The sequence below is a fragment of the Aquabacterium sp. genome (assembly GCF_044226965.1).
Taxonomy (GTDB): Bacteria; Pseudomonadota; Gammaproteobacteria; order Burkholderiales; family Burkholderiaceae_C; genus Pseudaquabacterium.
Genome location: NZ_JBGAGA010000054.1, coordinates 14,358 through 39,962, shown reverse-complemented (window position 1 = coordinate 39,962; position 25,605 = coordinate 14,358). Strand labels below are relative to the sequence as shown.

Annotated in this window: 23 protein-coding genes and 2 pseudogenes; 10 read left to right on the top strand and 15 right to left on the bottom strand. The window is 71.9% G+C overall.

Going from position 1 to position 25,605, the window contains the following annotated elements:
- The first annotated feature begins 154 nt into the window (after nt 1-154).
- Nucleotides 155-1,048 (top strand): hypothetical protein, encoded by an 894-nt coding sequence (locus ACILR4_RS20800; protein WP_395702789.1) that lies wholly within the window; start codon nt 155-157, stop codon nt 1,046-1,048.
- A 118-nt stretch (nt 1,049-1,166) separates the two neighbouring features.
- Nucleotides 1,167-1,790 (top strand): O-antigen ligase family protein, encoded by a 624-nt coding sequence (locus tag ACILR4_RS20795; RefSeq protein WP_395702788.1) that lies wholly within the window; start codon nt 1,167-1,169, stop codon nt 1,788-1,790.
- Nucleotides 1,791-1,804: 14 nt separating this feature from the next.
- Here the strand turns inward: ACILR4_RS20795 and ACILR4_RS20790 are convergent, their stop codons facing one another.
- From ACILR4_RS20790 to ACILR4_RS20780, 3 genes are read right to left on the bottom strand one after another with little or no spacing between them, the layout of a single operon-like run.
- A complete protein-coding gene (locus ACILR4_RS20790) occupies nt 1,805-2,758 on the bottom strand; it encodes a Bug family tripartite tricarboxylate transporter substrate binding protein (RefSeq protein WP_395702787.1) in 954 nt (317 codons plus the stop codon).
- Nucleotides 2,759-2,813: 55 nt separating this feature from the next.
- Nucleotides 2,814-3,191, bottom strand: coding sequence for a hypothetical protein (locus ACILR4_RS20785; RefSeq protein ID WP_395702786.1), 378 nt, complete (start codon nt 3,189-3,191; stop codon nt 2,814-2,816).
- Between the two features lie 3 nt (nt 3,192-3,194).
- Nucleotides 3,195-4,589 carry an acyclic terpene utilization AtuA family protein gene (locus tag ACILR4_RS20780; RefSeq protein ID WP_395702785.1) on the bottom strand — a complete coding sequence of 465 codons (1,395 nt, stop codon included), beginning with the start codon at nt 4,587-4,589 and terminating at the stop codon, nt 3,195-3,197.
- Between the two features lie 70 nt (nt 4,590-4,659).
- On the opposite strand from ACILR4_RS20780, the pseudogene ACILR4_RS20775 reads away from it, so the two are divergent.
- A pseudogene (locus ACILR4_RS20775) lies at nt 4,660-4,992 on the top strand (LysR family transcriptional regulator); the annotation flags it as partial.
- Here ACILR4_RS20775 and ACILR4_RS20770 read toward each other — a convergent pair.
- Nucleotides 4,956-5,687: pseudogene (locus ACILR4_RS20770) on the bottom strand (acyclic terpene utilization AtuA family protein); the annotation flags it as partial. The pseudogenes ACILR4_RS20775 and ACILR4_RS20770 sit on opposite strands and share 37 nt — an antisense overlap.
- A 70-nt stretch (nt 5,688-5,757) precedes the next feature.
- Here ACILR4_RS20770 and ACILR4_RS20765 point away from each other — a divergent pair.
- Complete coding sequence (locus ACILR4_RS20765) at nt 5,758-6,678, top strand: LysR family transcriptional regulator (protein WP_395702784.1); 921 nt, start codon at nt 5,758-5,760, stop codon at nt 6,676-6,678.
- Nucleotides 6,679-6,692: 14 nt separating this feature from the next.
- Nucleotides 6,693-7,253, top strand: a complete 561-nt coding sequence (locus ACILR4_RS20760) for a TVP38/TMEM64 family protein (protein ID WP_395702783.1) — start codon at nt 6,693-6,695, stop codon at nt 7,251-7,253.
- Nucleotides 7,254-7,280: 27 nt separating this feature from the next.
- Here ACILR4_RS20760 and ACILR4_RS20755 read toward each other — a convergent pair whose 3' ends face one another.
- Nucleotides 7,281-7,799 (bottom strand): MarR family winged helix-turn-helix transcriptional regulator, encoded by a 519-nt coding sequence (locus ACILR4_RS20755; RefSeq protein WP_395702782.1) that lies wholly within the window; start codon nt 7,797-7,799, stop codon nt 7,281-7,283.
- A gap of 178 nt (nt 7,800-7,977) precedes the next feature.
- Here ACILR4_RS20755 and ACILR4_RS20750 point away from each other — a divergent pair, with 178 nt between their 5' ends.
- The 3 genes from ACILR4_RS20750 to ACILR4_RS20740 all read left to right on the top strand — a co-directional run bounded on the left by ACILR4_RS20750 (nt 7,978) and on the right by ACILR4_RS20740 (nt 13,387).
- On the top strand, nt 7,978-9,696 hold the full coding sequence (locus ACILR4_RS20750; RefSeq protein WP_395702781.1) for a tannase/feruloyl esterase family alpha/beta hydrolase: 1,719 nt from the start codon (nt 7,978-7,980) through the stop codon (nt 9,694-9,696).
- Between the two features lie 81 nt (nt 9,697-9,777).
- Nucleotides 9,778-10,356, top strand: a complete 579-nt coding sequence (locus ACILR4_RS20745) for an ECF-type sigma factor (protein WP_395702780.1) — start codon at nt 9,778-9,780, stop codon at nt 10,354-10,356.
- A 13-nt stretch (nt 10,357-10,369) separates the two neighbouring features.
- Nucleotides 10,370-13,387, top strand: a complete 3,018-nt coding sequence (locus ACILR4_RS20740; RefSeq protein ID WP_395702779.1) for a serine/threonine-protein kinase — start codon at nt 10,370-10,372, stop codon at nt 13,385-13,387.
- 23 nt (nt 13,388-13,410) lie between these two features.
- On the opposite strand, the gene ACILR4_RS20735 is transcribed toward ACILR4_RS20740, so the two are convergent.
- The 10 genes from ACILR4_RS20735 to ACILR4_RS20690 form a co-directional block, all read right to left on the bottom strand.
- Nucleotides 13,411-14,007: an RNA polymerase sigma factor gene (locus tag ACILR4_RS20735; protein WP_395702778.1), complete on the bottom strand. Its 597-nt coding sequence runs from the start codon at nt 14,005-14,007 to the stop codon at nt 13,411-13,413.
- Between the two features lie 114 nt (nt 14,008-14,121).
- Complete coding sequence (gene glcF, locus ACILR4_RS20730; RefSeq protein WP_395702777.1) at nt 14,122-15,363, bottom strand: glycolate oxidase subunit GlcF; 1,242 nt, start codon at nt 15,361-15,363, stop codon at nt 14,122-14,124.
- Between the two features lie 6 nt (nt 15,364-15,369).
- Nucleotides 15,370-16,452, bottom strand: coding sequence for a methyltransferase domain-containing protein (locus ACILR4_RS20725; protein WP_395702776.1), 1,083 nt, complete (start codon nt 16,450-16,452; stop codon nt 15,370-15,372).
- A gap of 4 nt (nt 16,453-16,456) precedes the next feature.
- The gene (gene glcE, locus ACILR4_RS20720) at nt 16,457-17,554 is read right to left on the bottom strand and encodes a glycolate oxidase subunit GlcE (RefSeq protein ID WP_395702775.1); all 1,098 of its coding nucleotides are present in this window, start codon (nt 17,552-17,554) and stop codon (nt 16,457-16,459) included.
- 5 nt (nt 17,555-17,559) lie between these two features.
- Nucleotides 17,560-19,062, bottom strand: coding sequence for an FAD-linked oxidase C-terminal domain-containing protein (locus ACILR4_RS20715; protein ID WP_395702774.1), 1,503 nt, complete (start codon nt 19,060-19,062; stop codon nt 17,560-17,562).
- Nucleotides 19,063-19,169: 107 nt separating this feature from the next.
- A complete protein-coding gene (locus ACILR4_RS20710; RefSeq protein WP_395702773.1) occupies nt 19,170-20,357 on the bottom strand; it encodes an FIST N-terminal domain-containing protein in 1,188 nt (395 codons plus the stop codon).
- Between the two features lie 36 nt (nt 20,358-20,393).
- Nucleotides 20,394-21,137 carry a PhaM family polyhydroxyalkanoate granule multifunctional regulatory protein gene (locus ACILR4_RS20705; RefSeq protein ID WP_395702772.1) on the bottom strand — a complete coding sequence of 248 codons (744 nt, stop codon included), beginning with the start codon at nt 21,135-21,137 and terminating at the stop codon, nt 20,394-20,396.
- A 77-nt stretch (nt 21,138-21,214) separates the two neighbouring features.
- On the bottom strand, nt 21,215-22,231 hold the full coding sequence (locus ACILR4_RS20700) for a TraB/GumN family protein (RefSeq protein WP_395702771.1): 1,017 nt from the start codon (nt 22,229-22,231) through the stop codon (nt 21,215-21,217).
- Between the two features lie 71 nt (nt 22,232-22,302).
- Nucleotides 22,303-22,932: a hypothetical protein gene (locus tag ACILR4_RS20695; RefSeq protein ID WP_395702770.1), complete on the bottom strand. Its 630-nt coding sequence runs from the start codon at nt 22,930-22,932 to the stop codon at nt 22,303-22,305.
- 116 nt (nt 22,933-23,048) lie between these two features.
- On the bottom strand, nt 23,049-24,092 hold the full coding sequence (locus tag ACILR4_RS20690; RefSeq protein ID WP_395702769.1) for a fumarylacetoacetate hydrolase family protein: 1,044 nt from the start codon (nt 24,090-24,092) through the stop codon (nt 23,049-23,051).
- 31 nt (nt 24,093-24,123) lie between these two features.
- On the opposite strand from ACILR4_RS20690, the gene ACILR4_RS20685 reads away from it, so the two are divergent.
- Together ACILR4_RS20685 and ACILR4_RS20680 are read left to right on the top strand one after the other, a co-directional pair.
- Nucleotides 24,124-25,230, top strand: coding sequence for a DUF3108 domain-containing protein (locus tag ACILR4_RS20685; protein ID WP_395702768.1), 1,107 nt, complete (start codon nt 24,124-24,126; stop codon nt 25,228-25,230).
- A 45-nt stretch (nt 25,231-25,275) separates the two neighbouring features.
- Nucleotides 25,276-25,551: a DUF3567 domain-containing protein gene (locus ACILR4_RS20680; protein WP_395702767.1), complete on the top strand. Its 276-nt coding sequence runs from the start codon at nt 25,276-25,278 to the stop codon at nt 25,549-25,551.
- Nucleotides 25,552-25,605 lie beyond the last annotated feature (54 nt).

Genomic DNA, 25,605 nt, shown 5'->3' with positions numbered 1-25,605 from the left:
AACCCGAACCGGTTCGCACCCACCGACAGCCACGTGCCGCCGGGCAGTACGCGGCCTACTTCGATCCCGAGCCCGAGCTGGCGGTCCGACAGCCGCGCGCCCGTGAGAACGCCGGCGTTCACGCCCGCGTCCCAGTCGCGGCCGAGGACATGACTTGACGAGACTCGACCGGTCCGGCAACGAGCACCCGCCGCGCAGGGTCCAACGCAAGCAGAAGGCACGCCCGTCGCCGATGCCCGCTGCATCGGCAACGACAGCGGGCGGCATCGCATCCACGGTGGCGCTGGCCTTGCTGGTGATCGCGGTGTTCGCGATTCCGCTGATCGTGTACTTGAAGGTGGATATCGTGCCGCCGGCGTATCGCGACCATTGGCCGACGCCCGTGGTGTTCGACTTCTTCGCGTACCACAAGGCCAGGGCCGCGCAATGGCTGGCCTTGCCGCTGGCAGGGCTTGTCGGATGGAAGTTGATTGCGGACCCGGCATCGAGGGTCGGTCGATCGTTCTGGCTGCTGCTCGTGTACATCGGGCTGACCACCTTCAGCGCGCTGGCCTCCGACCACCCGGACGTTGCAATCTTTGGTTATTACGAGCGCTGCGAAGGGCTGCTCACGCTGGCCTCCTACGCCGTCCTTGCGCTGGCCGCCGCGACCTTTGTGCGCAGCGCTGCGCAGGCCCGGTGGGTGGTCTGCGGATGGTTGGCCGGCATGGCGGTCGTCATGGTCGTGGCGCTGTTGCAGTTCCTCGGCATGAACCCCTTTGCCAGCATCGACGTCATGCGGACGCTGATGCCGGCCTCGGTGGCGCATCTGGCGCCGCAGTTGTCGCTGGGACCGCCGTACTGGGTCTATTCCACGCTGGCCAATCCGAACTACGTCGCGATGACGATGGCCCTGGTGGTGCCGGTCTGTACCCTGCTGTTCGTGCTCGACTGGCCGGGCATGAAGCCGTCGTGGCTGTTCGTCCTGACGCTGCTCGCCTGTGCCACCCTGGTGGCTGCTCGCCTGTGCGTGGGTATGACGATGGCCCTGGTGGCCGGCCGGGCATGAAGCCGCGGGCTGTTCGTCCTGGCTGCTCATGGGTGGCCGGGCGGGCGCGGTGCGTGGGTGGCCCTGTCGTTGCCCCTGGCCTTGCTGATGCTGCGTGTGCTGGGCAGGCGTCTCATCGATGCGGCGGCTCGCCGTGCTGCTGCTGGCGGCGGGGCTGGTCGTTGCCGCGTGCTATTCGACCGGGCGTGTTCGTGCGCCCGTCGAGGGCAGCCAGGCCCAGCAGTCGACGTCTGCCGTACCACCCGATGCGACCCCTCGGGCGGACCACGCGGCCGACGCCTGGGAGCGCGCGATCAGCCAGTTCGGTGCGGCCGGTTCGGGCCGCGGGTACATCTGGCTTCGGTCGGTCCAGATGGTGTCGGCTGCCTGGTGGGTCGGCCATGGGCCCGACACCTTTGCCCTCGCGTTCGACAACCACGACCCCTTGAAAAAATACTATCCCGGCCGGGATACTTTCATCGACAAGCCGCACAACACGCTGCTGCTCATCGCGGTCAATCAAGGACTGCCGGCACTGGCTGCCTACCTCGGGTTCATCGGGTGGCAATTGATCGCCTCGGCCCGGCGAATCGGAAGCCGGACGAGCCCGAAGGATGCATGCGCGCTCCACCTCGCATTGCAGACGGGGCTTTGTGCCTTTCTCGTCGCGTCGATGTTCTACGACAGCAGCGTGTGCACGGTTGTTCCGTTCTGGATCTTTCTGGGGATGCTTGGCACCGCGCGAGTGACTGGACCTGTCTGATCCGCCGGGCCGACCTACTCCGGCTCGATGCCCGCAGCCTTGATGACCTTGCCCCACTTAGCCGTCTCGGCGGCCTGGAACTTCGCCAGCTCTTCGGGGCTGGTGCTCCAGGCATCGGAGCCGGTCGACTCGAAGAAGGCCCTGGCCGGCGCGCTCTTCACCGCGTTGACCAGCAGCTCGTTGAGCCGGTGCACCACGGCCGGCGGCGTGGCGGCGGGCACGTAGGCGGCGAACCAGTAGCCCATGTCGTAGCCCTTGACGCCGGCTTCGTCGAGCGTCGGCACCTCGGGCAGCTGCGGGCTGCGCTTGTGCGTGGAGTAGCCCAGCGCACGCAGCTTGCCGCCCTTGATCTGCGGCACGCCGGTGGCGGTGTCGGTGATCATCAGGTCGATCTGTCCGCCCAGCAGGTCGGTGATGGCCAGCGGGTTGCTCTTGTAGGGCACGTGCAGGATGTCGACGCCGGCCAGCTGCTTGAGCATCTCGCCGGCCACGCGGCTGGACGAGCTGCCGCTGCCGAAGCTGAGCTTGCCGGGGCTCTTCTTCGCCGCGGCCAGCAGCTCGGCCACGCTCTTGTACGGCGACGCGACGCTGACCACCAGCACCTGGCCGCCCTTGCCCAGGCCGGTGACCGGCGCGAAGTCCTTCACCGGGTCGTAGGGCAGCTTCTTGTACAGGTGCTCGTTGGCCGCGTGCGTGGTGTTGGTGGTGATCAGCACCGTGCTGCCGTCGGCCGCGGCACGCGCGGCGGTCTGCGCGGCCAGCATGCCGCTGGCGCCGGCCTTGTTGTCGACCACCACGGCCTGCCTCGTCTGCTCGGTGACCGACGTGGCCAGCGCCCGCGCCAGCTGGTCGGTGGCGCTGCCGGCGGCAAACGGCACGATGAAGGTGAAGGGCTTGCTGGGGTAGGCCTGAGCCTGCGCGACGGCGGGCAGCAGCGCGGTACCGAGCAGCGCCAGTGCGGCGGACATGGCCGCGCGTTTCGAATGATAGGTGGGTGTACGCATCAGGCTTGTCTCCTTCGGGTCAGGGTTGTGCGGGGCCATGCAGCAGCGGCAGCAGCGCGGCCGGCACCTGCACGTTCATCTCGAGCAGGCGGTAGGACAGCGCCTTGCCGTGGCTGTCCAGGTTCAGCGATTCGTTGACGCCACCATCCAGCACGTCATCGAGCACGAAGTTCATCGCCTGCAGTTGCGGCAGCAGATAGCGGCGCACCTGGGTCGGGCGGCGGTGCGCGAACTGGCGTGCGACGGCGGCCTCGTCCACCTGCGCCAGCAGCAGCGGCCAGAAATCCGGATGCCAGGCGATCAGGCTGATGTTCGAGCGGTTGCCCTTGTCGCCGCTGCGGCCGTGGGCCAGGCGGTACAGCGGGACGGCGAGCGAATCGGTTGGGGTCGTCGGCATGACTCAGCCTTCGATCAAGCGGAAGCTTGCGGGCACGCGTTCTCGCGGCACCAGGCCCGAGCGGATGCCCAGACGCGGCCGCAGCGCGGTGCGCACGCCGCCGCCGCCGGCCGGGCCGCAGCAGTACAGCGCGGTCACCTCGCGCAGCAGGCGCTCGGCGCTGGCGCGCTCGGCATGGTTCAGCGCCACGCGCAGGCGCACGTCGCGCGCGCTGCCCTCGGGCTGCTGCGCCAGCCAGGTGCCGGCGTCGTCGCCGAACACGCTGGCCACGCCGATCAGGTCGCAGCGCAGCGGGCCCAGGCCCTGCAGCCGTTCGCGCAGCACCTGCGCGGCCAGGCGCGCGCGGCCTTCGGCGCGCGGGCCGGCATAGGAGATCTCGCCCTCGGCCAGCCAGCCGGTCTCGTGGCAGACATTGACCTTCAGCGTCGCCGGCCGGGCGTGGCCACGCACGCCGGTCAGGCGCACGCGGTCGGGGCCGAGCGTCACCAACTCGGCCGCGCTCAGGTCGGCCACCACGTCCGGTGTCAGGTAGGCCGCCGGGTCGTGCACCTCGTACAGCAGCTGCTCCTTCACCGTGTGCGCGTCGATCACGCCGCCGCTGCCGGGCGGCTTGGTGATCGTGCAGTGGCCGTCGGCATCGATCTCGGCGATCGGGTAGCCCAGCCGCGCCAGGCCCGGCACGTCCTTGTGGCCGGGGTCGGCGTAGTAGCCGCCGCTGACCTGCGCGCCGCATTCGAGCAGATGGCCGGCCATGGTCGCGCGCGCCAGCCGGTCCCAGTCGTCGCGCGCCCAGCCGAAGTGCGCGAGCGCGGGCCCCACGGTCAGCGAGGGGTCGGCGATGCGGCCGCCGACGACGATCTGCGCGCCGGCCTGCAATGCATCGGCAATCGCCTCGGCGCCCAGGTAGGCATTGGCCGAGACGATGGCGGCATGCGGCAGCGCTTCGCCGCGGCTGCCGCCCAGGGCTTCGTCCAGCAGCGGCTGCTGCGCCGCGCCGCCCAAGTCATCGCCCTCGATCACCGCGATGCGCGGCACGGGCAGTCCGAGCTCGCGCGCCAGCGCCGCAATGCGCCGTGCCGCGCCGGCCGGGTTGGCGGCGCCGAAGTTGCTGACGATGCGGATGCCCGCGGCCAGGCAGTCGGCCAGCACCGGCTTCAGCAGGTCGACCAGCAGCGGCTCGTAGCCGGCCTCGGGGTCGCTGCGCCGCGCCAGCTGGGCCAGTGCCAGCGTGCGTTCGGCCAGGGTTTCGAAGATCAGCACGGCCGGGCCGCTGGCGGCGGCCAGCGCGGCCACCACCGGGCCGGCGGCATCGGTGCGGTCGCCCGAGAAGCCGGCCGCGCAGCCGATGCGCAGCGGGGTTGTTGTCGCGGGGGATGCGGGCCATGCGGGCGAAGCCATGCGGGCCACTGTAGGCATGCTGCGCTAATCTGTGAAATCGAAAGAAGAGATCGATTCACTTGGAGCACCGATGAATCACGAACGCCCGGCCCAGGTCTCGACCCGCCAGCTGCGCGCCTTCCTGGCGCTGGCCGAGCAGCGCCACTTCACCCGCGCGGCGGCCGACTGCCATTTGTCGCAGCCGGCCTTCAGCGCGCTGATCCGCCAGCTCGAGCAGATGCTGGGCCTGAAGCTGTTCGACCGCAGCACGCGGCACGTGGCGCTCACCGCCGAGGGCCAGGAGTTCGAGGCCGCCGCGCGCCGCGTGCTCGACGAGGTCGACGCCGCCTTCGCCGGCCTGCGCGACCGCGCGGCGGCGCGCCTNCGCGCCAGGCCCGGCACGTCCTTGTGGCCGGGGTCGGCGTAGTAGCCGCCGCTGACCTGCGCGCCGCATTCGAGCAGATGGCCGGCCATGGTCGCGCGCGCCAGCCGGTCCCAGTCGTCGCGCGCCCAGCCGAAGTGCGCCAGCGCCGGGCCCACGGTCAGCGAGGGGTCGGCGATGCGGCCACCGACGACGATCTGCGCGCCGGCCTGCAGCGCATCGGCAATCGCCTCGGCACCGAGGTAGGCATTGGCCGAGACGATGGCGGCCTGCGGCAGCGCCGCGCCCGCGCTTGCACCCGGCGCAGAGGCCAGCGCTTCGGCCAGCAGCGGCTGCCGATCCGTGCCGCTGAGGTCATCGCCCTCGATCACCGCGATGCGCGGCACGGGCAGGCCCAGCTCGCGCGCCAGCGCCGCGATGCGCCGCGCCGCGCCGCCCGGGTTGGCCGCGCCGAAGTTGCTGACGATGCGGATGCCGGCGGCCAGGCAGTCGGCCAGCACCGGCTTCAGCAGTTCCACCAGCAGCGGCTCGTAGCCCGCGTCGGGGTCGCTGCGCCGCGCCAGCTGGGCCAGTGCCAGCGTGCGCTCGGCCAGGGTTTCGAAGATCAGCACGGCCGGGCCGCCGGCGGCGGCCAGCGCAGCCACCACCGGGCCGGCGGCATCGGTGCGGTCGCCCGAGAAGCCGGCCGCACAGCCGACGCGCAGCGGGGCAGAGGCGGGCAGGCGGGAAGCGTTCATGCAGGCCACTTTAGGCATGCTGCGCTAATCTGTGAAATCGAAAGAAGAGATGGATTCACTTGGAGTGCCGATGAATCACGAACGCCAGGCCCAGGTCTCGACACGCCAGCTGCGCGCCTTCCTCGCGCTGGCCGGGCAGCGCCACTTCACCCGCGCGGCGGCTGACTGCCATTTGTCGCAGCCGGCCTTCAGCGCGCTGATCCGCCAGCTCGAGCAGATGCTGGGCCTGAAGCTGTTCGACCGCAGCACGCGGCACGTGGCGCTCACCGCCGAGGGCCAGGAGTTCGAGCTCGCCGCGCGTCGCGTGCTGGAGGAGGTCGACGTGGCCTTCGCCAGCCTGCGCGACCGCGCGGCGGCGCGCCGTGGCCGCGTCGCCATCGCGTTACTGCCGTCGCTCGCAGCCGACTGGCTGCCGGCGGTGCTGGCGGGTTTTCGCGCGCGTCATCCGGGCATCGAGCTGCAGGTGGCCGACGTGCTGTCCGAGCCCTGCATCGAGCGCGTGCGCGGGGCCCAAGCTGATTTCGCGCTGGCCGCGGTGCGCGCCGACACGCCCGAGCTGCGCGCCGACGCCTTCTGCCGCGACGACTTCCACCTGGTGTGCCCGGCCGACCATCCGCTGGCGCGGCGCCGCGCCTTGAAGCCGGCCGACCTGCGCGGCCAGCCCTTCGTGCACCTGTCGCGCACCTCCAGCGTGCGGCAGTACATCGAGGCCGCGCTGCACCCCGATGTGCCGCCGGCGGTGCTGGAGGTGGACCAGCTCGCCACCGTCGCCGGCCTGGTGCGCGCGGGCCTGGGCATCAGCCTGGTGCCGGCGCTGGCGCTGTACGCCTTCCGCTCGCCGCAACTGGCGCTGCGGCGCCTGAACTGGCCCGGGCTGCAGCGGCAGATCTACCTGGTACGGCGGCGCGACCGCAGCCTGTCGGTCGCCGCGCAGGCCTTCCATGACTGGGCGGTGGCCCACCGCCCTGGACCGCGCGCCACACCACAATAGCCAGCATGCTGCCCGTGCCCCGAAGGCTCCGCCTGCTGGCGGTGCTGCTGTTCCTGCTGCTGCTGTGGCTGTTGTTCCAGTTCAGCGGCCTGCGCGCGCACTTCACGCTGCAGGCCTTGCACGACGGCTTCGCGTCGCACTGGGCCAGCGGACTGCTGCTATTCAGCCTGCTGTTCGCGCTGGGCAACCTGATCCAGATACCGGGCTGGATCTTCCTGGTCGCTGCGGTGCTGGCGCTGGGCCGGCTGTGGGGCGGTGTGGTCACCTATGCCGGCGCGGTGATCACCTGCGTCAGCACCTACTGGATCATCCGCGCGCTGGGCGGCGACGTGCTGCGCGAAGTGGGCGGACGCTGGGGCCGCCGGCTGATCGCGCGGCTGGACGCCCACCCGGTGCAGAGCGTGCTGCTGCTGCGCCTGCTGATGCAGACGGCGCCGGTGCTGAACTACGTGCTGGCCTTGTCCGGACTGCGTTTCCGGCCCTACCTGGTGGGCACGCTGCTCGGGCTGCCGCTGCCGATCGCGCTGTACTGCGTGTTCTTCGATTCTTTGGCGCACTGGCTGCACTGGACATGAGCCTCGGCCGCGCCGTCGCTCGCCTCCTCAGTCCTGCGCGGCGCCGCCGCGGCTGGCCGGCGCCTTGCGGCAGCGCGCCACCTTGTGCAGCAGCTCCAGCAGCAGCGCGCGCTCGGCACGGCTGAGCACCGCGAAGCTCTCGGTCTCGCCGCTGATCAGCAGGTCGACCGACTTGCGTGCCAGCGCGCTGCCTTCGGGCGTGGTGCGGATGTGTTGGGCGCGGCGATCGGTGGTGCTGCGCTCGCGCTCGACCAGCCCGCGGCCTTCGAGCTTGTCCATCCACATCGTGATGTTCGGCGGCGTCACCGCCAGCGCCTGGGCCAGCTGCTTGGCCGAGACGCCCGGGTTCTTCTCGATCAGCGCCAGGATCGTGAATTCCACCGGCCGCAGCTGGAAGGTGTCGCCCACCTGGTGCATGAACACGTGGTGGCCGGCGATCGCCGCCTGCGCCAGCTGGTAACCCACGATGTCGTGCAGGCCGGTCTCGACCAGCCGGCCCAGCGGGGTCCTGTCGATGTCGGGGTTCGGCTTCTTCGACGTGGTCATGGCCGGATTGTCGCGGGCTGCCGGCGGGGTGCCCAGCCCATCGCGATGCGATTCATTTTGTGAATTGATATTGGACAAGTGTTCTAGGTGATAGACCCAAGATCAATGCTTCATAAGATTCATTAACTTAAGCAAATGGGACTGGCGAGGCTGGTCCTCGAACCGGAGACCCCTGCTGATGAACTCCCGCGATCCCGCCTTTCGCCCGCTGGCCGTGGCCAGTGCTTGCCTGCTGCTGCTGTCCGTGGGCGCCTGCGGTGGCAGCGACGACACCGTCTCGCTGCCGCAGCTGAGCCCGGCCACCGGCGCCAGCTACAGCGGGGCCTGCGCCGACCTGAGCACCAAGCTCGCGGGCCTGGCCAACACCACGATCACCGCGGCGAACACCGTGGCCGCGGGCACCCTGACGATCGGCGGCCAGCCGGTGCCCGAGCATTGCCAGGTCACCGGCACGATGTTCCCCCGCACCAGCGCGGTCGACGGCCAGAGCTATGCCATCGGCTTCGAGCTGCGCCTGCCCAAGGCCTGGAACGGGCGCTTCTTCCACCAGGGCAATGGCGGCATCGACGGCAGCGTGGTCACCGCCACCGGCGCGGTCAGCGGCGGCGGGCCGCTCACCCACGCGCTGCTGCAGGGCTTTGCCGTGCTCTCGTCGGACGCCGGCCACACCGCCGCGATGGGGCCGAACTTCGGCATCGACCCGCAGGCGCGGCTGGACTACGGCTACCAGGCCGTGGCCAAGCTGACGCCGATGGCCAAGAGCGCCATCCAGCTCGCCTACGGCAAGGCGCCGGACCGCTCGTACTTCGGCGGCTGCTCGAACGGCGGCCGCCACACGCTGGTGACGGCGGCACGCCTGCCCGAGCAGTACGACGGCTACCTCGCCGGCGCGCCGGGCTACAACCTGCCGAAGGCGGCGATTGCCAACATCTTCGGTGCGCAGCGCTATGCCACCGTGGCCACCAACCCGGCCGACCTGTCCACCGCCTTCACCGCGGCGGAACGCGCCACGGTGTCCGCGGCCGTGCTGGCCAAGTGCGACGCGCTCGACGGCGCGACCGACGGCCTGGTGCAGGACGTGGCCGCCTGCCAGGCCGCGTTCAACTTCGCGCGCGACGTGCCGACCTGCACCGGCGCGCGCGACGGCAGCTGCCTGAGCGCCGCGCAGAAGACGGCCATCGCGCCGATCTTCAGCGGCGCGGTCACCAGCACCGGCGCAGCGGTCTACAACAGCTTCCCGTTCGATGCCGGGCTGGGCTCCCCGGGCGTCGCGTTCTGGGAATTCACCGCGTCGCTGGTGCTGGACTCGGGCGCGGTCGGGCTGATCTTCAAGGTACCGCCCGAGTCCGCCACCGGCTTCAACGGCCCGGCCTTCTCGCTGGGCGCGAACATCGACACGCTGGTGGCGCAGATCAACGCGACGAACGCCACCTACACCGAATCGGCCATGAGCTTCATGACGCCGCCGAACCCGACCAACCTGGCCACGCTGAAGAACCGCGGCGCGAAGATCATGGTCTACCACGGCGTCAGCGACCCGATCTTCTCGGTCAACGACACCGAGAGCTGGTACCAGGGCCTGCGCGCGGCCAACGGGGGCGACGCGTCGAACTTCGCGCGCTTCTACCGCGTGCCGAGCATGGGCCACTGCTCGGGCGGCCCGGCCACCGACCAGTTCGACATGTTGACCGCGCTGGTCAACTGGGTCGAGAAGGGCCAGGCGCCGGACCAGGTGATCGCCAGCGCGCGCGGCGCCGGCAATGCCGGTGGCGTGAACCCCGAGCTGCCGGCCAACTGGGCGGCCGACCGAACCCGGCCGCTGTGCCCCTACCCGCAGGTGGCGCGCTACAAGGGATCGGGCAGCCTGGAGCAGGCGGCCAACTTCAGCTGCCAGTGACGCGCGACAAAGTGCGCCGCCCCCACGCGGGCAGGGGGCGGCATGCACAATGAGGGCCAGTGACCTCACAAGCAGTTGGCCATGTCCTCGATCACCGAGTTGCTCGTCCGCTCGTCCGGCGGTGAAGCGCCGGCGCTGCAGGAGCTGTACGCGCGGCTGTACCCGGACATCAAGCGCGTGGCCCGTGCGCGGCTGGCGCAGGCCGGCGGCGTCTCGGGCCTGAACACCACGGCGCTGGTGCATGAAGGCTTCCTGCGCATGGCCGACCAGGAAGGGCTGCAGGGCCAGTCGCGCGGGCAGTTCTTCGCCTATGTCGGCCAGGTGCTGCGCTCGGTGGTGATCGACTTCATCCGCGCCCAGGGCCGCGACAAGCGCGGCGGTCCCGAGGCGGTGATGGTCACGCTCTCGGCCGCCGAGAACCAGCCCGCGGCGCTGTCGTCGGCCACCGACATGCTGGCGATCGACCGCGCGCTGCAGCGCATGCGCGAAATCGACGTCGCGCTCTACGAGCTGGTCGAGATGCAGGCCTTCGCCGGGCTGACCATCGCCGAGCTCGCCGAGCTGCGCGGCGTGGCCACGCGCACGATCAACCGCGACCTGATCAAGGCGCGCGCGCTGCTGCAGGAACTGCTGGGCGACGCCCCCAACACCAGCTACTGACCGGCACGGCCCGATGGACCGCACCCGCTGGCAGCAGCTTTCGGCCCTGCTCGACGAAGCGCTGGCGCTGCGCGCGGCCGAGCGCGCGCAGTGGCTCGCCGGCTGGCGCGCGCGCGATGCGGCGATAGCCGAGCAGCTCGAGCGCATGCTGGCCCAGGCCGGCCCCGACGACGAGGCCGAAGGCGATGGCGCCGCCCCGCCCGCGGCCGCGGTGGACATCGACCTCGACCGAACACGGCCGGTGCTCGGCGCCGACTTCGAGAAGTGGCTCGGCCAGGCCCTCTCGGCCGGCGGCACCGCGGCCTGGCCCGCGCCCGGGGCCGACACCATCACGCTGGCGCTGCAGCGCTGCGGCTCGTGGCAGCTGCTGCACAAGATCGGCGAAGGCGGCATGGGCCAGGTGTGGCTGGCACGCCGTGCCGACGGGCTGTACGAGGCGCAGGCTGCTATCAAGCTGCTGCGCGGCGACGTGCGGGCCACGCGCCTGGCCGCTCGCTTTGCGCGTGAGCGCGCGCTGCTGGCGCGGCTGAACCACCCGGCCATCGCGCGTCTGCTCGATGCCGGCGTCGACGAGGGCCGCGCCTTCCTGGTGCTGGAGTACGTCGAAGGCCGCGCGCTGGCCGAGCATGTGCGCACGAACTGTCCGACGGTGGCCGACCGCGTGCGGCTGATGATCCGCATCGCCGAAGGCGTCGAGCATGCCCATGCGCAGCTGATCGTCCACCGCGACCTGAAGCCCAGCAACGTGCTGGTCACCGCGGCGGGCGAGCCCAAGCTGCTGGACTTCGGCATTGCCGGCGTGCTCGACGCCGAAGGCCAGGCCGGCGACGAGCAGCTCACGCGCCAGCTCGGCCGCATGATGACGCCGGCCTATGCCGCGCCCGAGCAGGTGAAGGGCGAGCCGATCGGCATCGGTGCCGACATCTTCTCGCTGTGCGTGATGCTGTTCGAGCTGCTGTCGGGCGAGTTGCCCTTCGCGCCGCGCGACACCGACCGCGCCGCGCTCGAGCATGCGCTGCTGCACAAGCCGGCGCGCCGGCTGACGCAGACGCGGCCTTCGCGCCGCAGCAGCCGCTTCGGCACCGGCACGCGCAGCGGCAGCGGGACCGGCACCGCGGGCACCGCGCCGGCGCCGGCCCCGGCGCTGCCGGGCACGCCGGCTGCCGTCGCGCAGGCCGAGGCGTTCGCGCCGCCCGAGGACTTCGACAAGGTGCGCGGCGACCTCGAGGCCATCGTCGCGAAAGGCCTGCGCAAGCAGCCCGAGGAGCGCTACGGCAGCGTGCGCGCGCTGATCACCGACCTCGAACGCTGGCTCAGCCACCGGCCGGTCAGCGTGCGGCGCGACGACTGGCAACACCGCGCCGGCCTGTGGTTGCGGCGCAATGCGCTGGTGAGCGCGCTGACCGGTGGCGTCACGCTGGCGCTGCTGGCGGGCCTGGCAGTGAGCACCTGGCAATGGCGGCGCGCCGAGGCTGCCGCGCGCCAGTCCGAGCTGGTGACGCAATACCTGGGCGAGCTGCTGGCCTCGGCCAACCCCGATCGCCACCGCGGCGAATGGCCCACCGTGCTGCAGCTGCTGGAGACCAGCCGTGGCGAGATCGAGCAGCGCTTCCGCAACGACCCCGAGACGCTGGAGCGCCTGCAAGGCGTGCTGAGCGAGACCTACACCAACCTGAACCGCTTCGACATCGCGCTGCCGATCGCCGAGCGCCGCCTGGCGCTGGCCGAACGCGCCCATGGCGCGGACGATGCGCGCACGCTGCGCGCGCGCATCGACCTGGCCAATCGCCCACAAGCAGGCCGGCTTCGACAAGGTGATCGCGCTGCCGAGCCGATGCGCGGCGCGGTGGCGCGGGCCTTCGGTGAGCGCTCGGGCGAGCACGCCTCCTTGTTGACCCTGCTGGCCTACGCCTACGCACGCACCGGGCGCCTGGACGAAGCCGAGCGCACGCTCGATGCCGCCGGCCGCCTGCTCGAAGCGCTGTACCCGCCCGGCAGCGTGGAGCGTGTGCTGCACTGGAACGAGCTGAGCGTGCTGCGCTCGCAGCAGGGGCGCTACCGCGAGGCGCTGGCGGCGTTGAAGCAGACGCTGCCGTATTGGAACGAATTGCCGCACAGCAGCGCCGGCTCGCTGATGGCCCTGCGCCGCAACATGATCGCGCTGCAGATCCGGCTGTGCGACTACGAGCAGATCGAGGCCCGGGCCGCGCAGCTGGTGCAGGACCTGGACAAGCTCTACGGTCCGGCCAGCGACATCGCCTCGGGCGTGCGCGCCGAGATGGCGCGCTACCACACCGAGATCGGCCAGTACAAGGAGGCCCTGGCCTGGCGCGAGGCCAACGTCAGCGCCGCGCGCGCCGCCGGCGTGAAGCCGCTGGCGCTGCTGCCGCTGCGCGCGCTGCGCCTGCCCGCGCAGGCGCTGGCCCAGGCGGCGCCGCAGCCGCAGCTGCGCGACGAGGCGCGCCAGCTGCTGGCCGAGATCGACGCGGCCGGTGGCGCACTGGGCTATCGGCGTGGCGAGTCCTGGCTGGCCCTGGCCCGGCTGGGCCTGCTGATCGACGACACCGACTTTGCCGAGGCCGCGCTGGCGCGGCTGCGCGCCGACAAGGGGCTGGCGCTGGACAAGGACCGCTCGCTGGCCACGCGTACCGACCAGATCGAGGGCGAGCTCGCGCGAGCGCGCGGCGACCTCGCGCGCAGTGCCACGCTGCTGCGTTCACGCGCCCAGTACTTCCAGGGCTTTGCCGATCCGCGCACGCCGCCGGCCTGGTCGACCCAGCTGGACCTGGCCTACACGCTGATCCTGGCCCGAGACCCCGGGGCCGGCGCCGCGCTGGCCCGCGCGGCCGAACTGCGGCCGGCCGGCATGCCCGCCGGCGTGGCGCTGGATGCGGCGCAGGCCTACCTGCGCCGGCTGGCCGACGGGGCCGACCCGGGCGCGGCGCGGGCCGCGCTGCTGCGCGCGAGCGGGCGCGCCGCCGATGCGGGCGAGCCGGCCCTGCGTGCGCTGCTCGGCGGCGTGCTGCTGTGAACGGCTCGCGGCCGCTGCGCTGATCAGTGGCAGACGCAGGGCGACACGCCGGCGGCCAGGAAGCGCTGGCGCAGCTGCGAGCGCGCGCGCGAGACGCGGCTGCGCACCGTGCCCACCGGCACGTTCAGGCGCGCGGCGGCGTCTTCGTAGCTCAGCTCGTCCACCGACACCAGCATCAGCACCTCGCGCATGTCCGGGCCCAGGTCGTCCAGCTCGCGCTGCAGCAGGCTCATCTGCTGGTCCAGCGTGATCTGCTGCTCCGGCGTCGGACCATGGCCGGGCAGGTCGGCCAGCGCTTCCTCGTCCTCGAAGCGGTACTGGCGCTGCGGTGCGCGCGACAGGTGGTTGCGCACCAGGTTCAGCGCGATGCCATAGACCCAGGTGGACAGCTGGGCCTCGCCGCGGAAGTCGTCGTAGTTCAGCGCTGCTTCGACGAAGGCCTGCTGGGTGATGTCTTCGGCCTCGGTGGCGTCGCCGATGCGGCGCAGCACGAAGCGGTACAGCCGGTCCTTGTGCTCGGCCACCAGGTGGCCGAACACCGCCTCGGCGGCGCGCGGGCTGGGGCGGCGCAGCGTCTGGGTGGTGAAGCTCTGGGCGATCGGGGCGGTGGCGAGGTTCATGGCGTCGGTTCCTTGCGAAGCGGTCTTGTTGGAACAGACGCCGGCAGCAGGCCGGGTGCGACACCGCCGGTGAACTAGTTCACTCGCGATCCTCGATTCGCGGGGGGTGCGGGCTCAGGCGGCAGCCAGCGCTTCGTCGAGCGCCTCGACCCAGTGCTGCACCGGCGTGGCGGTGCCCGACTGCAGGTGCTGGATGCAGCCGATGTTGGCCGAGACGATGGCCTCGGGCTGCAGCGCGGCCAGGTGGCCGAGCTTGCGGTCGCGCAGCTGGTGCGACAGCGCCGGCTGCAGCACCGAGTAGGTGCCGGCCGAGCCGCAGCACAGGTGGCTTTCGCTGGCCGCCAGCTGCACCGTGAAGCCCAGCTCGGCCAGCGCGGTCTCGACCCCGCCCCGGAGCTGCTGGCCATGCTGCAGCGTGCAGGGCGGGTGGTAGGCCAGCCGGCGCGGCACGTCGCGCGGCTGCAGCTTGTCCTTCAGCAGCGGCACCAGGTCGGGCAGCAGCTCGGACAAATCCTTCGTCAGCGTGCTGACGCGCTGCGCCTTGTCGGCATAGTCCGGGTCGCGGGCCAGTGCGTGGCCGTAGTCCTTGACGGTGACGCCGCAGCCCGAGGCATTCATCACGATGGCCTCGACCTCGCCGCGCTGCACCAGCGGCCACCAGGCGTCGATGTTGCGGCGCGCATCGGCCAGGCCGCCTTCGCGGTCGTTCAGGTGGCTGCGGATGGCGCCGCAGCAGCCAGCTTCGTCGGCCAACAGGGTCTGGATGCCGGCGGCGTCGAGCACGCGGGCGGTGGCGGCATTGATGTTCGGCAGCATCGCCGGCTGCACGCAGCCCATCAGCAGCAGCACCTTGCGCGGGTGCACGGTCTGCGGCCAGAGCTTCGCCCGCGGGTGCGTGGCACCGGGCACCTTGTCCTTCAGCGCGGCGGGCAGCAGCGGCCGCGCCAGCTTGCCCAGCGCCATCGCCGGGCCGAACAGCGGCGAGGTCAGCCCTTCCTTCAGCAGCCAGCGCACCACGCGTTCGCCCGCGGGCCGCTCGACCTGCTGCTCGACGACATGGCGGCCGATCTCCACCAGCTCGCCGTAGCGCACGCCCGAGGGGCAGGTGGATTCGCAGTTGCGGCAGGTCAGGCAGCGGTCCAGGTGGCTCTGCGTGGCGCGCGTCGGCGCCTGGCCCTCGAGCACCTGCTTGATCAGGTAGATGCGGCCGCGCGGCCCGTCGAGCTCGTCGCCCAGCAGCTGGTAGGTCGGGCAGGTGGCGGTGCAGAAGCCGCAGTGCACGCACTGGCGCAGGATGGCTTCGGCGGCATCGCCTTCGGGCGTGCCCTTGTACTGCGGTGCGAGGGTGGTCTGCATGTTGTTCTAGGCCAGCGTGTAGTCGAGCAGCCAGTAGTGCGGGAAGTCGGTCCACTGCACACGCGCGGCCCGCGCGCCGAGCAGTGCGCGCGCGTGCTCGACGCTGGGGTAGTTCTTCAGCACCTCGTGGGTCGAGCCGTCGGCCAGGCGGCGCAGTTGGTAGCCGTTGCCTTCGTCGTCGTGGCGGGCGATGGGCGTGCTGTTGCCCTCGATGTAGCGGTTGTCCAGCATCACGACGCGGGCGCCGGGAGCCAGGCGCGCATGCAGCGCGTCGAGCCAGCCGGGCAGGCGCGACAAGGGCACGTGCGACCACCAGCAGCCGGCGAACGCGGCATCGAAAGTCTCGTGCGCGACCTCGGCCAGCGTGTAGGCATCCGCGGTGCGGAACTCGACACAGGCGGGCATCGGCTTGCTGCGCGCCACCGCCATCGTCTCGGGGTTCAGGTCGGTGGCCAGCCAGTGCCGGGCGCGCGCCGCGCCATGCGGCGTCCACCAGCCGGTGCCGCAGGCGACTTCCAGCACGCGCCGGCCGTCGAACAGCGCCGGCAGCGCGGCCTCCAGCTGGCGCAGGCCGGCCTGGCGCTCGGGCTTGCGGTAGACCTGGTCGTACTCGGCCGCGCGGCGGGCGTAGTAGCCGGCCAGCAGCTGCTCGTCGATGAACTGCTGCCAGGTGGCGTCGGGCTGCCAGATCTCGCGCATCAGCGCGAAGGCCCGCTCGGGCGGCTGTCCCAGGCGGAGGGCGTTGTACAGCCCGAGGAAGGCGCTGACGCGGTAGTTGGCCGCGCAATGCACCCACAGCTTGCGCCCGATGTGAGCGTCCATCGCGTCGAAGAAGCGCAGCAGGTCCTCCCGCTTCGGCGCGCGGAAGGCCACCGGGATGTGCACATAACGCATGTTCAGCGCGGCCACGCTGCCGGCCTCGTCGGGCAGCGAGTAGCGCGGGTCGTCGTGCAGCGCCAGGTTGATGAGGGTCTCGTAGCCGGCCTGGGCGATCAGCCCCAGCTGCGCCTCGCTCGGCTGGCCGGAGGTGGCCAGCCGCTCGTCGACGAGGCGGCAGTGGTGGATGGCGCGCAGGCCGGTGTCGTCCATGCGCTCAGAGGTCCGGGTACAGGCGGCCGGGGTTGAAGATGTGCTCGGGGTCGAAGGCGTTCTTCAGCCGCTGCTGCAGGCCCAGCTGCGCGGGCGCCAGCGGCGCGAAGACGCCGGGGCTCTTGTCGCCACGGAACACCACCGCATGGCCGCCGGCCCGGGCAGCGGCTTCGCGCAGCACCAGAGCCGGTGCGTTCGTGACGACCCAGCGCTGCGCGCCGCCCCATTCGATCAGCCGCTCGTGGGCCGGGTTGCCCGGCAGGTCGAGCGTGGGCGCGGTCTGCGGCACCGACACCCGCCACAGCGTGGCGCCGGCCTGCACGGCGGCCTGGGCCTTGGTGAAGAACTCGTCCTGGTGGTCACGCAGGCCCTGCCAGAACGGGGCGGCCATGGCCGGTTCGACCGGCTCGCCGCCCAGCTGTTTCTCGGCCGCCTGCACGGCCGCCGCGGCACCCGACAGGCGCAGCACCAGCATGCCGTCCCACCAGGCGCTGGCGGAGATCGGCAGCGGCTGCCCGCCCCATTCGTTGAGCTTGCGCAGCGCGGTGGCCTCGTCGAGCTCGAAGCGCAGCGTGGCGGTGGCCGGCGGGCGCGGCAGCACCTTCAGCGAGACCTCGAGGATCACGCCCAGCACGCCCATCGAGCCGGCCAGCAGCCGGGCCACGTCGTAGCCGGCCACGTTCTTCATCACCGTGCCGCCAAAGCTCACCACCTCGGCGCGGCCGTTCAGCAGCGTGGCGCCGAGCACGTAGTCGCGCACGCCGCCGACGCTGGCGCGCGCCGGCCCGGCGATGCCCGCGGCCACCATGCCGCCCACGGTGCCGCCCAGCGCATAGTGCGGCGGCTCGAAGGGCAGGCACTGGCCCTGGTCGGCCAGCGCGGCCTCCAGGTCGGCCAGCCAGGTGCCGGCACGCACGGTGACGACCAGCTCGCTCGGCTCGTAGCTGCTGATGCCGGCCAGCGGCCGGATGTCCAGCGGCTGGCCCTGCAAGGCCTCACCGTAGAAGGCCTTGGTGTGACCGCCGCGGATCAGCAGCGGGTGCCCGTCGGCGCGCGCGGACTGCACGCGGTCCACCAGGTTCTGCAGCACGGGGTCGCTCATCGGCGTCAGAACCTTTCGAGTTCGGGGAAGGGCAGCAGGCCCTTCTTCACATGCATCTTTCCGTACTCGGCGCAGCGCTGCAGCGTCGGGATCAGCTTGCCGGGGTTCAGCAGCCCCAGCGGGTCGAAGGCCGCCTTCAGCTGCCGCATCTGCTCCAGCTCGGCGGGCGCGAACTGCACGCACATCGAGCTGAGCTTCTCGACGCCCACGCCATGCTCGCCGGTGACGGTGCCGCCCAGCGCGACGCTGGTCTCCAGGATGTCGGCGCCGAAGAGCTCGGCGCGGTGCAGCTGGTCGGGGTCGTTGGCATCGAACAGGATCAGCGGGTGCAGGTTGCCGTCGCCGGCATGGAACACGTTGCAGCAGCGCAGGCCGTACTTGTCTTCCATCTGCGCAATCGCGAGCAGGATGTCGGCCAGGCGCTTGCGCGGGATGGTCGAGTCCATGCACATGTAGTCGGGGCTGATGCGGCCCGAGGCGGGAAACGCGTTCTTGCGTCCGCTCCAGAACTTCAGGCGCTGCGCCTCGTTCTCGCTGACGGTGAGCTGCGTGGCGCCGCAGCCGGCCAGCACGGCCTGCATGCGCGCAATCTCCTCGGCCACCTCATCCGGCGTGCCGTCGCTTTCGCACAGCAGGATTGCCGCGGCGTCGAGGTCGTAGCCGGCATGCACGAAGTCCTCGACCGCGGCGGTCATCGGCTTGTCCATCATCTCCAGCCCGGCCGGGATGATGCCGGCGGCGATGACGGCGGCCACCGCGTCGCCCGCCGCGCGTACGTCGGCGAAGCTGGCCATGATGCAGCGCGCCAGCCGCGGCTTGGGCACCAGCTTGACGGTGACCTCGGTGGTGACCGCCAGCATGCCCTCGCTGCCGACGACGATGGGCAGCAGGTCCAGGCCCGGCGTGTCGAGCGCGTCGCTGCCGAAGGTGACGGGCTCGCCCTCGATCGTGAAGCCGCGCACCTTCAGCACGTTGTGCAGCGTCAGGCCGTACTTCAGGCAGTGCACGCCGCCGGAGTTCTCGGCCACGTTGCCGCCGATGGTGCAGGCGATCTGGCTCGACGGATCGGGCGCGTAGTACAGCCCGTGCGGCGCGGCCGCTTCGCTGATGGCGAGGTTGCGCACGCCGCACTGCACGACGGCCGTGCGCGCCAAGGCATCGACCTTGACGATGCGGTTGAACTTGGCCAGCGACAGCGTCAGCCCCAGCGCATGCGGCATCGCGCCGCCCGACAGGCCGGTGCCCGCGCCGCGCGCGACCACCGGCACCTGCAGCGCGTGGCAGGCCTTCAGCACCGCGGCGACCTGCTCCTCGGTCTCGGGCAGCGCCACCAGCAGCGGCGTTTCGCGGTAGGCGGTGAGGCCGTCGCATTCGTAGGGCGCGGTGTCCTCGCGGCGGGCCAGCAGCGCATGCGCGGGCAGCAGCGGCTGCAGTGCGGCCAGCACCTGCTGCTGGCGCGCGAGTCGCTCGTCGCGGCTCGGGGCCGCGGGGTCGTGTGGGGCGTTCATGCGCGGGGGGATCGGCGAAGGCCGGGCGGGACGAGTCTAGTGCAGCCCCCGCCGCGCGCGCATCGGGCGCGGCCATGAAAGTTCTTCGCGGAAAACCCGCGCCGATTTCAGTTGCGCACGAAGACCGTCAGCACGCCGGTGTAGCCATAGAGGTGGTGGTGCGCGATCTCGCCGCCGGCGAAGAAGCCGGTCAGCGGCACATCGCCCAGCGCGTGCTGCACGATCAGGGCCTCGGCCGACGGGCCGCCGAAATGCGGGCCGCCGCGGCCGGCACAGGAGATGTAGATCGCCCCGGCGATGCGCGAGGCCGGCGCTTCGCCACCGGCGCCATGCAGCGCGGGCACCGGCGCATCGGCCTCGACCTCGTCGCGGATCTCGCTGCAGATGCGCACCAGGTCGCGCCGCGCGGCTTCGGTGTCGCGGCGGCAGAACGCGAGCTGCTCGCCCGGCTGCACCAGGTCGGCCACCGCCACCGCTTCACGCGCAGGGTCGATGCCGATCAGGTGCCGCACCCGGGTGTCGGTGCCGAACTGCCCGCCGCGCGCGAGCATCGCGTCGCCGGCGTCACCCAGGCCCACCAGCGTGTTGCGCATCGCGCGCAGCGCGGGTTCGGGGCGGTCCAGCGTCTGGCCCAGGTCGGCCAGCAGCTGCGGCAGCGCCGGCTGGCCGTCGAGCGCCAGCACCAGGTTGCGATCGCAGGCGGTGATGCGGCGCGTCGGCCCCACCGGCTGGCAGCCCTGGGTGACGCGCGACAGCAGCGCGACATCGGCGCCGAAGGCCACGCCCGAGAGGCCGCCGTCGAACACGCCATCGGCGATCTGCGGCGCGCGGCCGCGGCCGCTGGCCAGGCCACCGAACAGGTAGCCCGAGCGGGTGCGTTCGCTCAACTCGGTGATCAGCTCGGCGACGTCCGGCGTGTTCGGATCGGCATGCACCAGCGCGCTGTGCGCCAGCGCGGCGTCCATCGGCTGGCGGCCGTTGAAGACCTGGAAGCCCCAGGCCGGCAGCTCGGTGAGCAGCAGCGACAGTGCCGGCGCGTCGATGTACTCGGCACCGCTGGCGATGACACCGATGCCGGTGGCGCCGACCCAGGTGCTGCCGGGCCAGCGCTGGCGCAGCTCGGCCAGCAGGGCCTCGGCGTGCGCGCCGAAGTGGTCGGTGAGGTACACGAAGCACAGCGTCGGCTGGAAGCCGCCGCTGCGCGCGGCGCGCTGCGCATCCACCTGCGCCGCCGCCAGGGCCAGCGCCATGCCCGCATCGGGGTGCGTGGCATGGGCGGCGATGAAGGGGTTCATGCGGCGCAGCGCCAGCGGCGGTGAAGGGGCGGGGGCTCAGCGCCTGGCGGCACTGCGCTTGCGCGGCGCCGCCGCCGCACGCGTGGCCGCTGCCGCGCCGGCGGCCGGCGCCCGTGCCACGCCGGCTGCCACCGTGGCGGCCTTCTGTGCCGCCGAGGCGGCGGTCTTGGCCATCGCGCCGGGCATGGCGGCCGCTTTCTTCAGCGTCTCGCCGGCGGCATCGAAGCTCTGCTTGACCATCGTCGTGGCCAGGGTCTTGGCCGCGTCGGTCGCGGTGTCCTTCATCGCGTTGGTGGCCAGCTCGGTGAACTGCTTGGTCAGCGCGCCCCACCACTGCATCGGGTCGACCACGCCGGCCGGCACTTCCGGCTTCAGTGGCTGGGCCGCGGCCCTGGCCTTGGCCTTGCGCGGTGCCGGCGCCGGTGCGGGGGCCGGCGCCGCCGTGCCAGCCGGTGCCGCCGCCGGGCCCGCTTCGGGCAGCCGGATCTTCAGCGATTCGGTCAGGTCGCCGAACGACAGGTTCATCGTCTTCAGCGTCGACAGCGTCATGCGCTGCACTTCCAGCGCCTGGATCGTCGCGCCCAGCATGCGCGCGTTCTGCTCGAGCCAGAACTGCACGGTGCGCAGCTCCTCGATGCGCTTTTCCAGTTCTTCGGGGTTCAGCGTCGGTGCCACCCACTGGCCGACGTTGGGCAGCGCGGCCCCGGCGTTCTTCACCAGCCCCTGCAGGAAATCGAAGCCCGGCACGAGCTTGGCGAAGGCGGCGGTCGGGTCGGCCATGGCGGCATCCTGTGGTGGTGGAGAGCTGCCTGGCATCCTAGCCGCACGAGGCGGCGAAGTCAGCCCGGGGTCGTCCTTCAGGGTCGCTTGAACGCCACGCGTTCGACCTTGTAGCCGCGCTGCGCCATCAGCCGGGGCAGGCCTTGCGGGCCGGTCATGTGCAGCGAGCCGACCGCCGCGAACACGGTCTGCCCGCCGGTGTGCAGCGCGTCGATGCGCTCGGCCAGCGGGCCGTTGCGCTCGTCGTTCAGGCGGCGCAGGTAGGCCATGTCTTCGGGCGTGCTGGCGCAGTCGCACCAGCGCTCGTACTGCGTCAGGTCGTCCAGGTTGCCCTGCTCCCACACGCTGGCCACGCGCAGCAGCGTGGCGCGGGCGCGGCCTTGTTCCAGCTGGGTCAGGGTCTCGTCGGCCAGGGTCTTGGCCTGCGCGGCTTCGGACGGCATCAGCGCGGCCATCTGCTGCTCGGGGTTCTCGAGCGAGACCACCGCCTTGCCGGCGGCCCGCGCCACGCCGCTGAGCACGAACTCCTGCGCGTAGGCGGGGTCGAGTCCGTCGCGCCGGCCGGACAGCACGGTGAGCGTCACTGCCTGCATGACCGGATGCTGGCCGGCCAGCGCCTGTTCGGGCAGGCAGGCGGCCTCCAGCTGGCGCGCCAGGCGGCGCTGCCAGGATTCGGGCATCGCCGGTGCCGCGGCGGCGCTGCTGGCGGCCGGCGCGGCCAGCGCGGCGACGATCTTCTCGTCCATCAGGTCGAGTTCCAGCGCCAGCGTGCGGCTGGCCATCAGCGCTTCCAGCACCTTGGGCCCGGGCACGGTCCAGGCCAGCTTGCCGACATGCAGCGTGCCGTAGAGGTAGGAGCTGCGGCCTTCCTTGCTGATGCGCCACAGGAAGCCGTGGTCGGTGGCCTGGCGCTGCACGGCCTGCATCTGCGCCGCGGTGGGCGGCTGGGCGACCGGCGGGCAGCTGCCGTCAGCCGCGGCCTTGTCCTGCGCGTGCAGCGCGGGCGCCAGGGCGATCAGGCCGAGGCTGGTGGCGATGGCCGCCAGGCGGCGGCGCAGCGGGTGCGAAGGGAGAGGAGCGCGAGATTCGGTCATCGGCATACGATGCCATGAATCCGCCAGCGGCCTGTTGCTGCGTCAACAGGCTGTTGCACCTGGCGCAGGGTTCAGCGCCAGGCCAGCGGATACCAGTAGCCGTCGGCGCCGCGCTGGAAGTACTGGCCGCTGGCGTCGACGTAGTAGGTCTGGCCCTGGTACTCGTTCATCGTGTTGCGCTGCCAGGTGTGCGGCAGCTGCTGCGTGCTGCCGTTGCCGGCGGTGTAGGTGCTCTGGCCCATCAGGCCGCGGCCGGCTTCCTGCTGGTTGCGGTAGTAGCCGTCGCGCCAGGCCTGCTGCGCCTGGCCGCGCTGCGCCTGGGCCTGTTGCCAGCCTTGCCACGAAGCCTGTTCGCGCGCCTGGATGCCGGACTCGGTGTTGCGCATGTGGGCCATGCCCTGCGCGCTGAAGCCGTTGGTGTAGACGTGGTAGTAGGCGTAGGTCTGGTAGTTCATCGGCTGGCGGCCGGCCGCGGCCATCTGCTGCAGGTACTGCTGGTAGCCGGCCTGCACCGACGGGTCCTGCATGCGCTGCTGCACGACGTTGTTGACCATCTGCTGGCCGCGCGCGATGTTCTGGTTCATCGCCTGCATCTGCCGCTGGATCATCGCCTCGTAGTTCTGGGCGCGCGCCAGCAGCGGCAAGGCCGACAGCAGCAGCGGCAGCGCCAGGCGGGTCAGGGTGCGGATCGGGTGCTTCATCATGGCCTCCGGTGAGTGGATGGCTGCACGATAGGAAGCGCCCGTTAGGCGAACGCTAGCGCGGCGTCAGCGCGGGGCGGCCCCTCGTGAAGCCAGGGCCCGAAACGTCGAATCGTTCACGCTGGCGCGGGGGCGCTGTCCTCGCCGGGCTCGTCGGGCTCGGCCGGCGGCGCCAGGTCCTCGGGCCCGGCCACGCGCTGGTCGATGGCGCCGAACAGGCTCAGGCCGTCGCGGCCCTTCATCTCGATGCGGATGGTGTCGCCGAAGCGCATGAACTCGGTCTTCGGCGCGCCGTCTTCGATCGTCTCGATCGCGCGCTTCTCGGCGATGCACGAGTAGCCATGCGACCAGTCCTGGTTGCTGACCGTGCCCGAGCCGACGATGGAACCGGCGCGCACGTTGCGCGTCTTGGCGATGTGGGCGATGAGCTGGCCGAAGTGGAAGCTCATCTCCGTGCCGGCCTCGCACAGACCGACGCGGCGCTCGTTCCAGCTCGATTGCAGCGTCAGGTGCACGCGGCCGCCGGCCCAGGCCTCGCCCAGCTCGTCGGGCGTCACCGCCACCGGGCTGAAGGCGGTGGCGGGCTTGCTCTGGAAGAAGCCGAAGCCCTTGGCCAGCTCGGCCGGGATCAGGTTGCGCAGGCTCCAGTCGTTGGCCAGCATCAGCAGCCGCACGCCTTCGAGCGCCTGCTCGGGCGAGGCGCCCATCGCCACGTCGCCGGTGATCACCGCCACCTCGGCCTCGAAGTCGATGCCCCAGGCCTCGCTGCCGAACCAGGCGTCGTCGCAGGGGCCGAGGAAGTCGTCGCTGCCGCCCTGGTACATCAGCGGGTCGGTGTAGAACGAAGCCGGCACCTCGGCGCCGCGCGCCTTGCGCACCAGTTCCACATGGTTGAGGTAGGCCGAGCCGTCGGCCCACTGGTAGGCGCGCGGCAGCGGCGCCATGCACTGGCGCGGCTCGAACGCGAAGGCATGGCGCGCCTTGCCCTGGTTCAGCGTGACGTACAGGTCCTGCAGCTGCGGCGAGACGAAGTTCCAGTCGTCCAGCGCCTGCTGCAGCCGGGTGGCGATGCCGGTGGCGTAGTGGGCCTGGCTCAGGTCACGCGAGACGACGACCAGCTGGCCGTCGCGCGAGCCGTCCTTGTAGGTGGCGAGTTTCATCGGGAGCGGAGGGTGGTGGCAGTATTGTGCGATGAGCCCCGGCCTGCTTCCGCTGTCCGCCCTGCCGCGCCCGACGATGGCGCGGCGTCGGCGTGCCGTGGTGGTCGGGCTGCTGGTGCTGCTGGCGCATGCGTGGCTGGCCGGGCTGTGGCGCCTGCCGGCGGCCACTGCGTGGCAGCCCGGCGCGCGGCCACATGCGGCCCTGCAGCTGACGCACATCGAGGCCGTGCCGACGAGCGCGCCGGCTGCGCCGCCGGCGGTGCCCACGGCGGCTACCGCGACGGCCATCGCGCCGACCGACCCACCGCGGCCCGAGCGGCTGCGGCCCACGGTGCTGGCGACGGCAGCGCCACGAGCAAGTGCCAGCGCGCCGGCGGCCGCCCCTGCGCCGCTGGCCGCGCCCGCCGCCAGTGAGCCCGCGGTCCCCGGCGCCGATGACAGCGACACCGAATTCGCCGGCACCGGCACCGATCGACCGCCCCCGCTGTACGCCACCCAGCTGCCGCCGCCCACCCGGCTGCAGTACCAGCTGCGGCGCGGCGCCGCGCAAGGCGAGGCGCGGCTGCAGTGGCAGCCCGAGGGCGAGCAGCGCTACACGTTGGAGTTCCAGGCCAGCCTGAAGGGCCTGTGGCTGCTGGACCAGCGCAGCAGCGGCCAGCTCGACGGCCACGGGCTGGCCCCCGAGCGTTTCACCGATCGGCGGCGTGGCCGCGGCCGGCCGTCGGCGATCTTCGACCGCGACAGCCACCGCATCCGCTTCAGCGGCCCGCCGGTCGAATACCCGGCCTGGCCCGGTGCGCAGGACCGCCTGGGCTGGGTGGTGCAGCTGGCCGGCATCTACCGCGCGGCGCGCGCCGCCGGCCATGCGCCGCTGCCGGAGGTGACGCTGTTCGTCTCCGGTGCGCGCGGCGGCGCCGGGCTCTGGACCTTCCGGCTGCAGGGGCAGGAGACGGTCGACGGCCCGCTCGGCCCGGTCGAGGCGCTGTACCTCAAGCGCGAGCCCGAGCGGCTGGAAGACCAGCGCGTCGAGGCCTGGCTGGACCCGGCGCGTGGCCACTGGCCGGTGCGGCTGCGGCTGACGCCGCTGCGGGGTGGCCAAGCGCTGGAGTGGTGGCTGGCGGCAGAACCCGCGCCTTGAATTCCGGCCGCCCGGCGCCAGTTGGGAGCTCAGGAGAGACCCCCCATGCAAATGCTTTACAACTCGGACAGCTTTGTCGTGGTCGCCTTCGAGGTGCCGGGCGCCGAACCGGTGATCGAGGGCGATCCCGTGCCGCCGCGCGGCGGTTTCGAAATCGTCGACAAGCTCGCGCGCAAGGAGATCTTCCTGCAGGGCGACGTCGCCGCCAGCTTCCAGCAGGGCGTGCAGGCGCTGGTCGACAGCGACCCCACCGAGGAAGCGATGGACGAATTCATCGGTCGCTTCACGGTGCTGGCGCAGCAGCCGCTCGTGCTGCATTGAACACACGCCGGTCCGGCGCAGCACCGGGCCGGTGCGGTTCTCGCTTGCCGGCCG

What these genes read in the sequence shown, in the direction of transcription:
- ACILR4_RS20795 (WP_395702788.1), top strand. Translation starts at nt 1,167, where the DNA reads ATGCGGCGGCTCGCCGTGCTGCTGCTGGCGGCGGGGCTGGTCGTTGCC.
- ACILR4_RS20790 (WP_395702787.1), bottom strand. Translation starts at nt 2,758, where the DNA reads ATGTCCGCCGCACTGGCGCTGCTCGGTACCGCGCTGCTGCCCGCCGTC.
- ACILR4_RS20785 (WP_395702786.1), bottom strand. Translation starts at nt 3,191, where the DNA reads ATGCCGACGACCCCAACCGATTCGCTCGCCGTCCCGCTGTACCGCCTG.
- ACILR4_RS20780 (WP_395702785.1), bottom strand. Translation starts at nt 4,589, where the DNA reads ATGGCTTCGCCCGCATGGCCCGCATCCCCCGCGACAACAACCCCGCTG.
- ACILR4_RS20765 (WP_395702784.1), top strand. Translation starts at nt 5,758, where the DNA reads ATGAATCACGAACGCCAGGCCCAGGTCTCGACACGCCAGCTGCGCGCC.
- ACILR4_RS20755 (WP_395702782.1), bottom strand. Translation starts at nt 7,799, where the DNA reads ATGACCACGTCGAAGAAGCCGAACCCCGACATCGACAGGACCCCGCTG.
- ACILR4_RS20750 (WP_395702781.1), top strand. Translation starts at nt 7,978, where the DNA reads ATGAACTCCCGCGATCCCGCCTTTCGCCCGCTGGCCGTGGCCAGTGCT.
- ACILR4_RS20745 (WP_395702780.1), top strand. Translation starts at nt 9,778, where the DNA reads ATGTCCTCGATCACCGAGTTGCTCGTCCGCTCGTCCGGCGGTGAAGCG.
- ACILR4_RS20740 (WP_395702779.1), top strand. Translation starts at nt 10,370, where the DNA reads ATGGACCGCACCCGCTGGCAGCAGCTTTCGGCCCTGCTCGACGAAGCG.
- ACILR4_RS20735 (WP_395702778.1), bottom strand. Translation starts at nt 14,007, where the DNA reads ATGAACCTCGCCACCGCCCCGATCGCCCAGAGCTTCACCACCCAGACG.
- glcF (WP_395702777.1), bottom strand. Translation starts at nt 15,363, where the DNA reads ATGCAGACCACCCTCGCACCGCAGTACAAGGGCACGCCCGAAGGCGAT.
- ACILR4_RS20725 (WP_395702776.1), bottom strand. Translation starts at nt 16,452, where the DNA reads ATGGACGACACCGGCCTGCGCGCCATCCACCACTGCCGCCTCGTCGAC.
- glcE (WP_395702775.1), bottom strand. Translation starts at nt 17,554, where the DNA reads ATGAGCGACCCCGTGCTGCAGAACCTGGTGGACCGCGTGCAGTCCGCG.
- ACILR4_RS20715 (WP_395702774.1), bottom strand. Translation starts at nt 19,062, where the DNA reads ATGAACGCCCCACACGACCCCGCGGCCCCGAGCCGCGACGAGCGACTC.
- ACILR4_RS20710 (WP_395702773.1), bottom strand. Translation starts at nt 20,357, where the DNA reads ATGAACCCCTTCATCGCCGCCCATGCCACGCACCCCGATGCGGGCATG.
- ACILR4_RS20705 (WP_395702772.1), bottom strand. Translation starts at nt 21,137, where the DNA reads ATGGCCGACCCGACCGCCGCCTTCGCCAAGCTCGTGCCGGGCTTCGAT.
- ACILR4_RS20700 (WP_395702771.1), bottom strand. Translation starts at nt 22,231, where the DNA reads ATGACCGAATCTCGCGCTCCTCTCCCTTCGCACCCGCTGCGCCGCCGC.
- ACILR4_RS20695 (WP_395702770.1), bottom strand. Translation starts at nt 22,932, where the DNA reads ATGAAGCACCCGATCCGCACCCTGACCCGCCTGGCGCTGCCGCTGCTG.
- ACILR4_RS20690 (WP_395702769.1), bottom strand. Translation starts at nt 24,092, where the DNA reads ATGAAACTCGCCACCTACAAGGACGGCTCGCGCGACGGCCAGCTGGTC.
- ACILR4_RS20685 (WP_395702768.1), top strand. Translation starts at nt 24,124, where the DNA reads ATGAGCCCCGGCCTGCTTCCGCTGTCCGCCCTGCCGCGCCCGACGATG.
- ACILR4_RS20680 (WP_395702767.1), top strand. Translation starts at nt 25,276, where the DNA reads ATGCAAATGCTTTACAACTCGGACAGCTTTGTCGTGGTCGCCTTCGAG.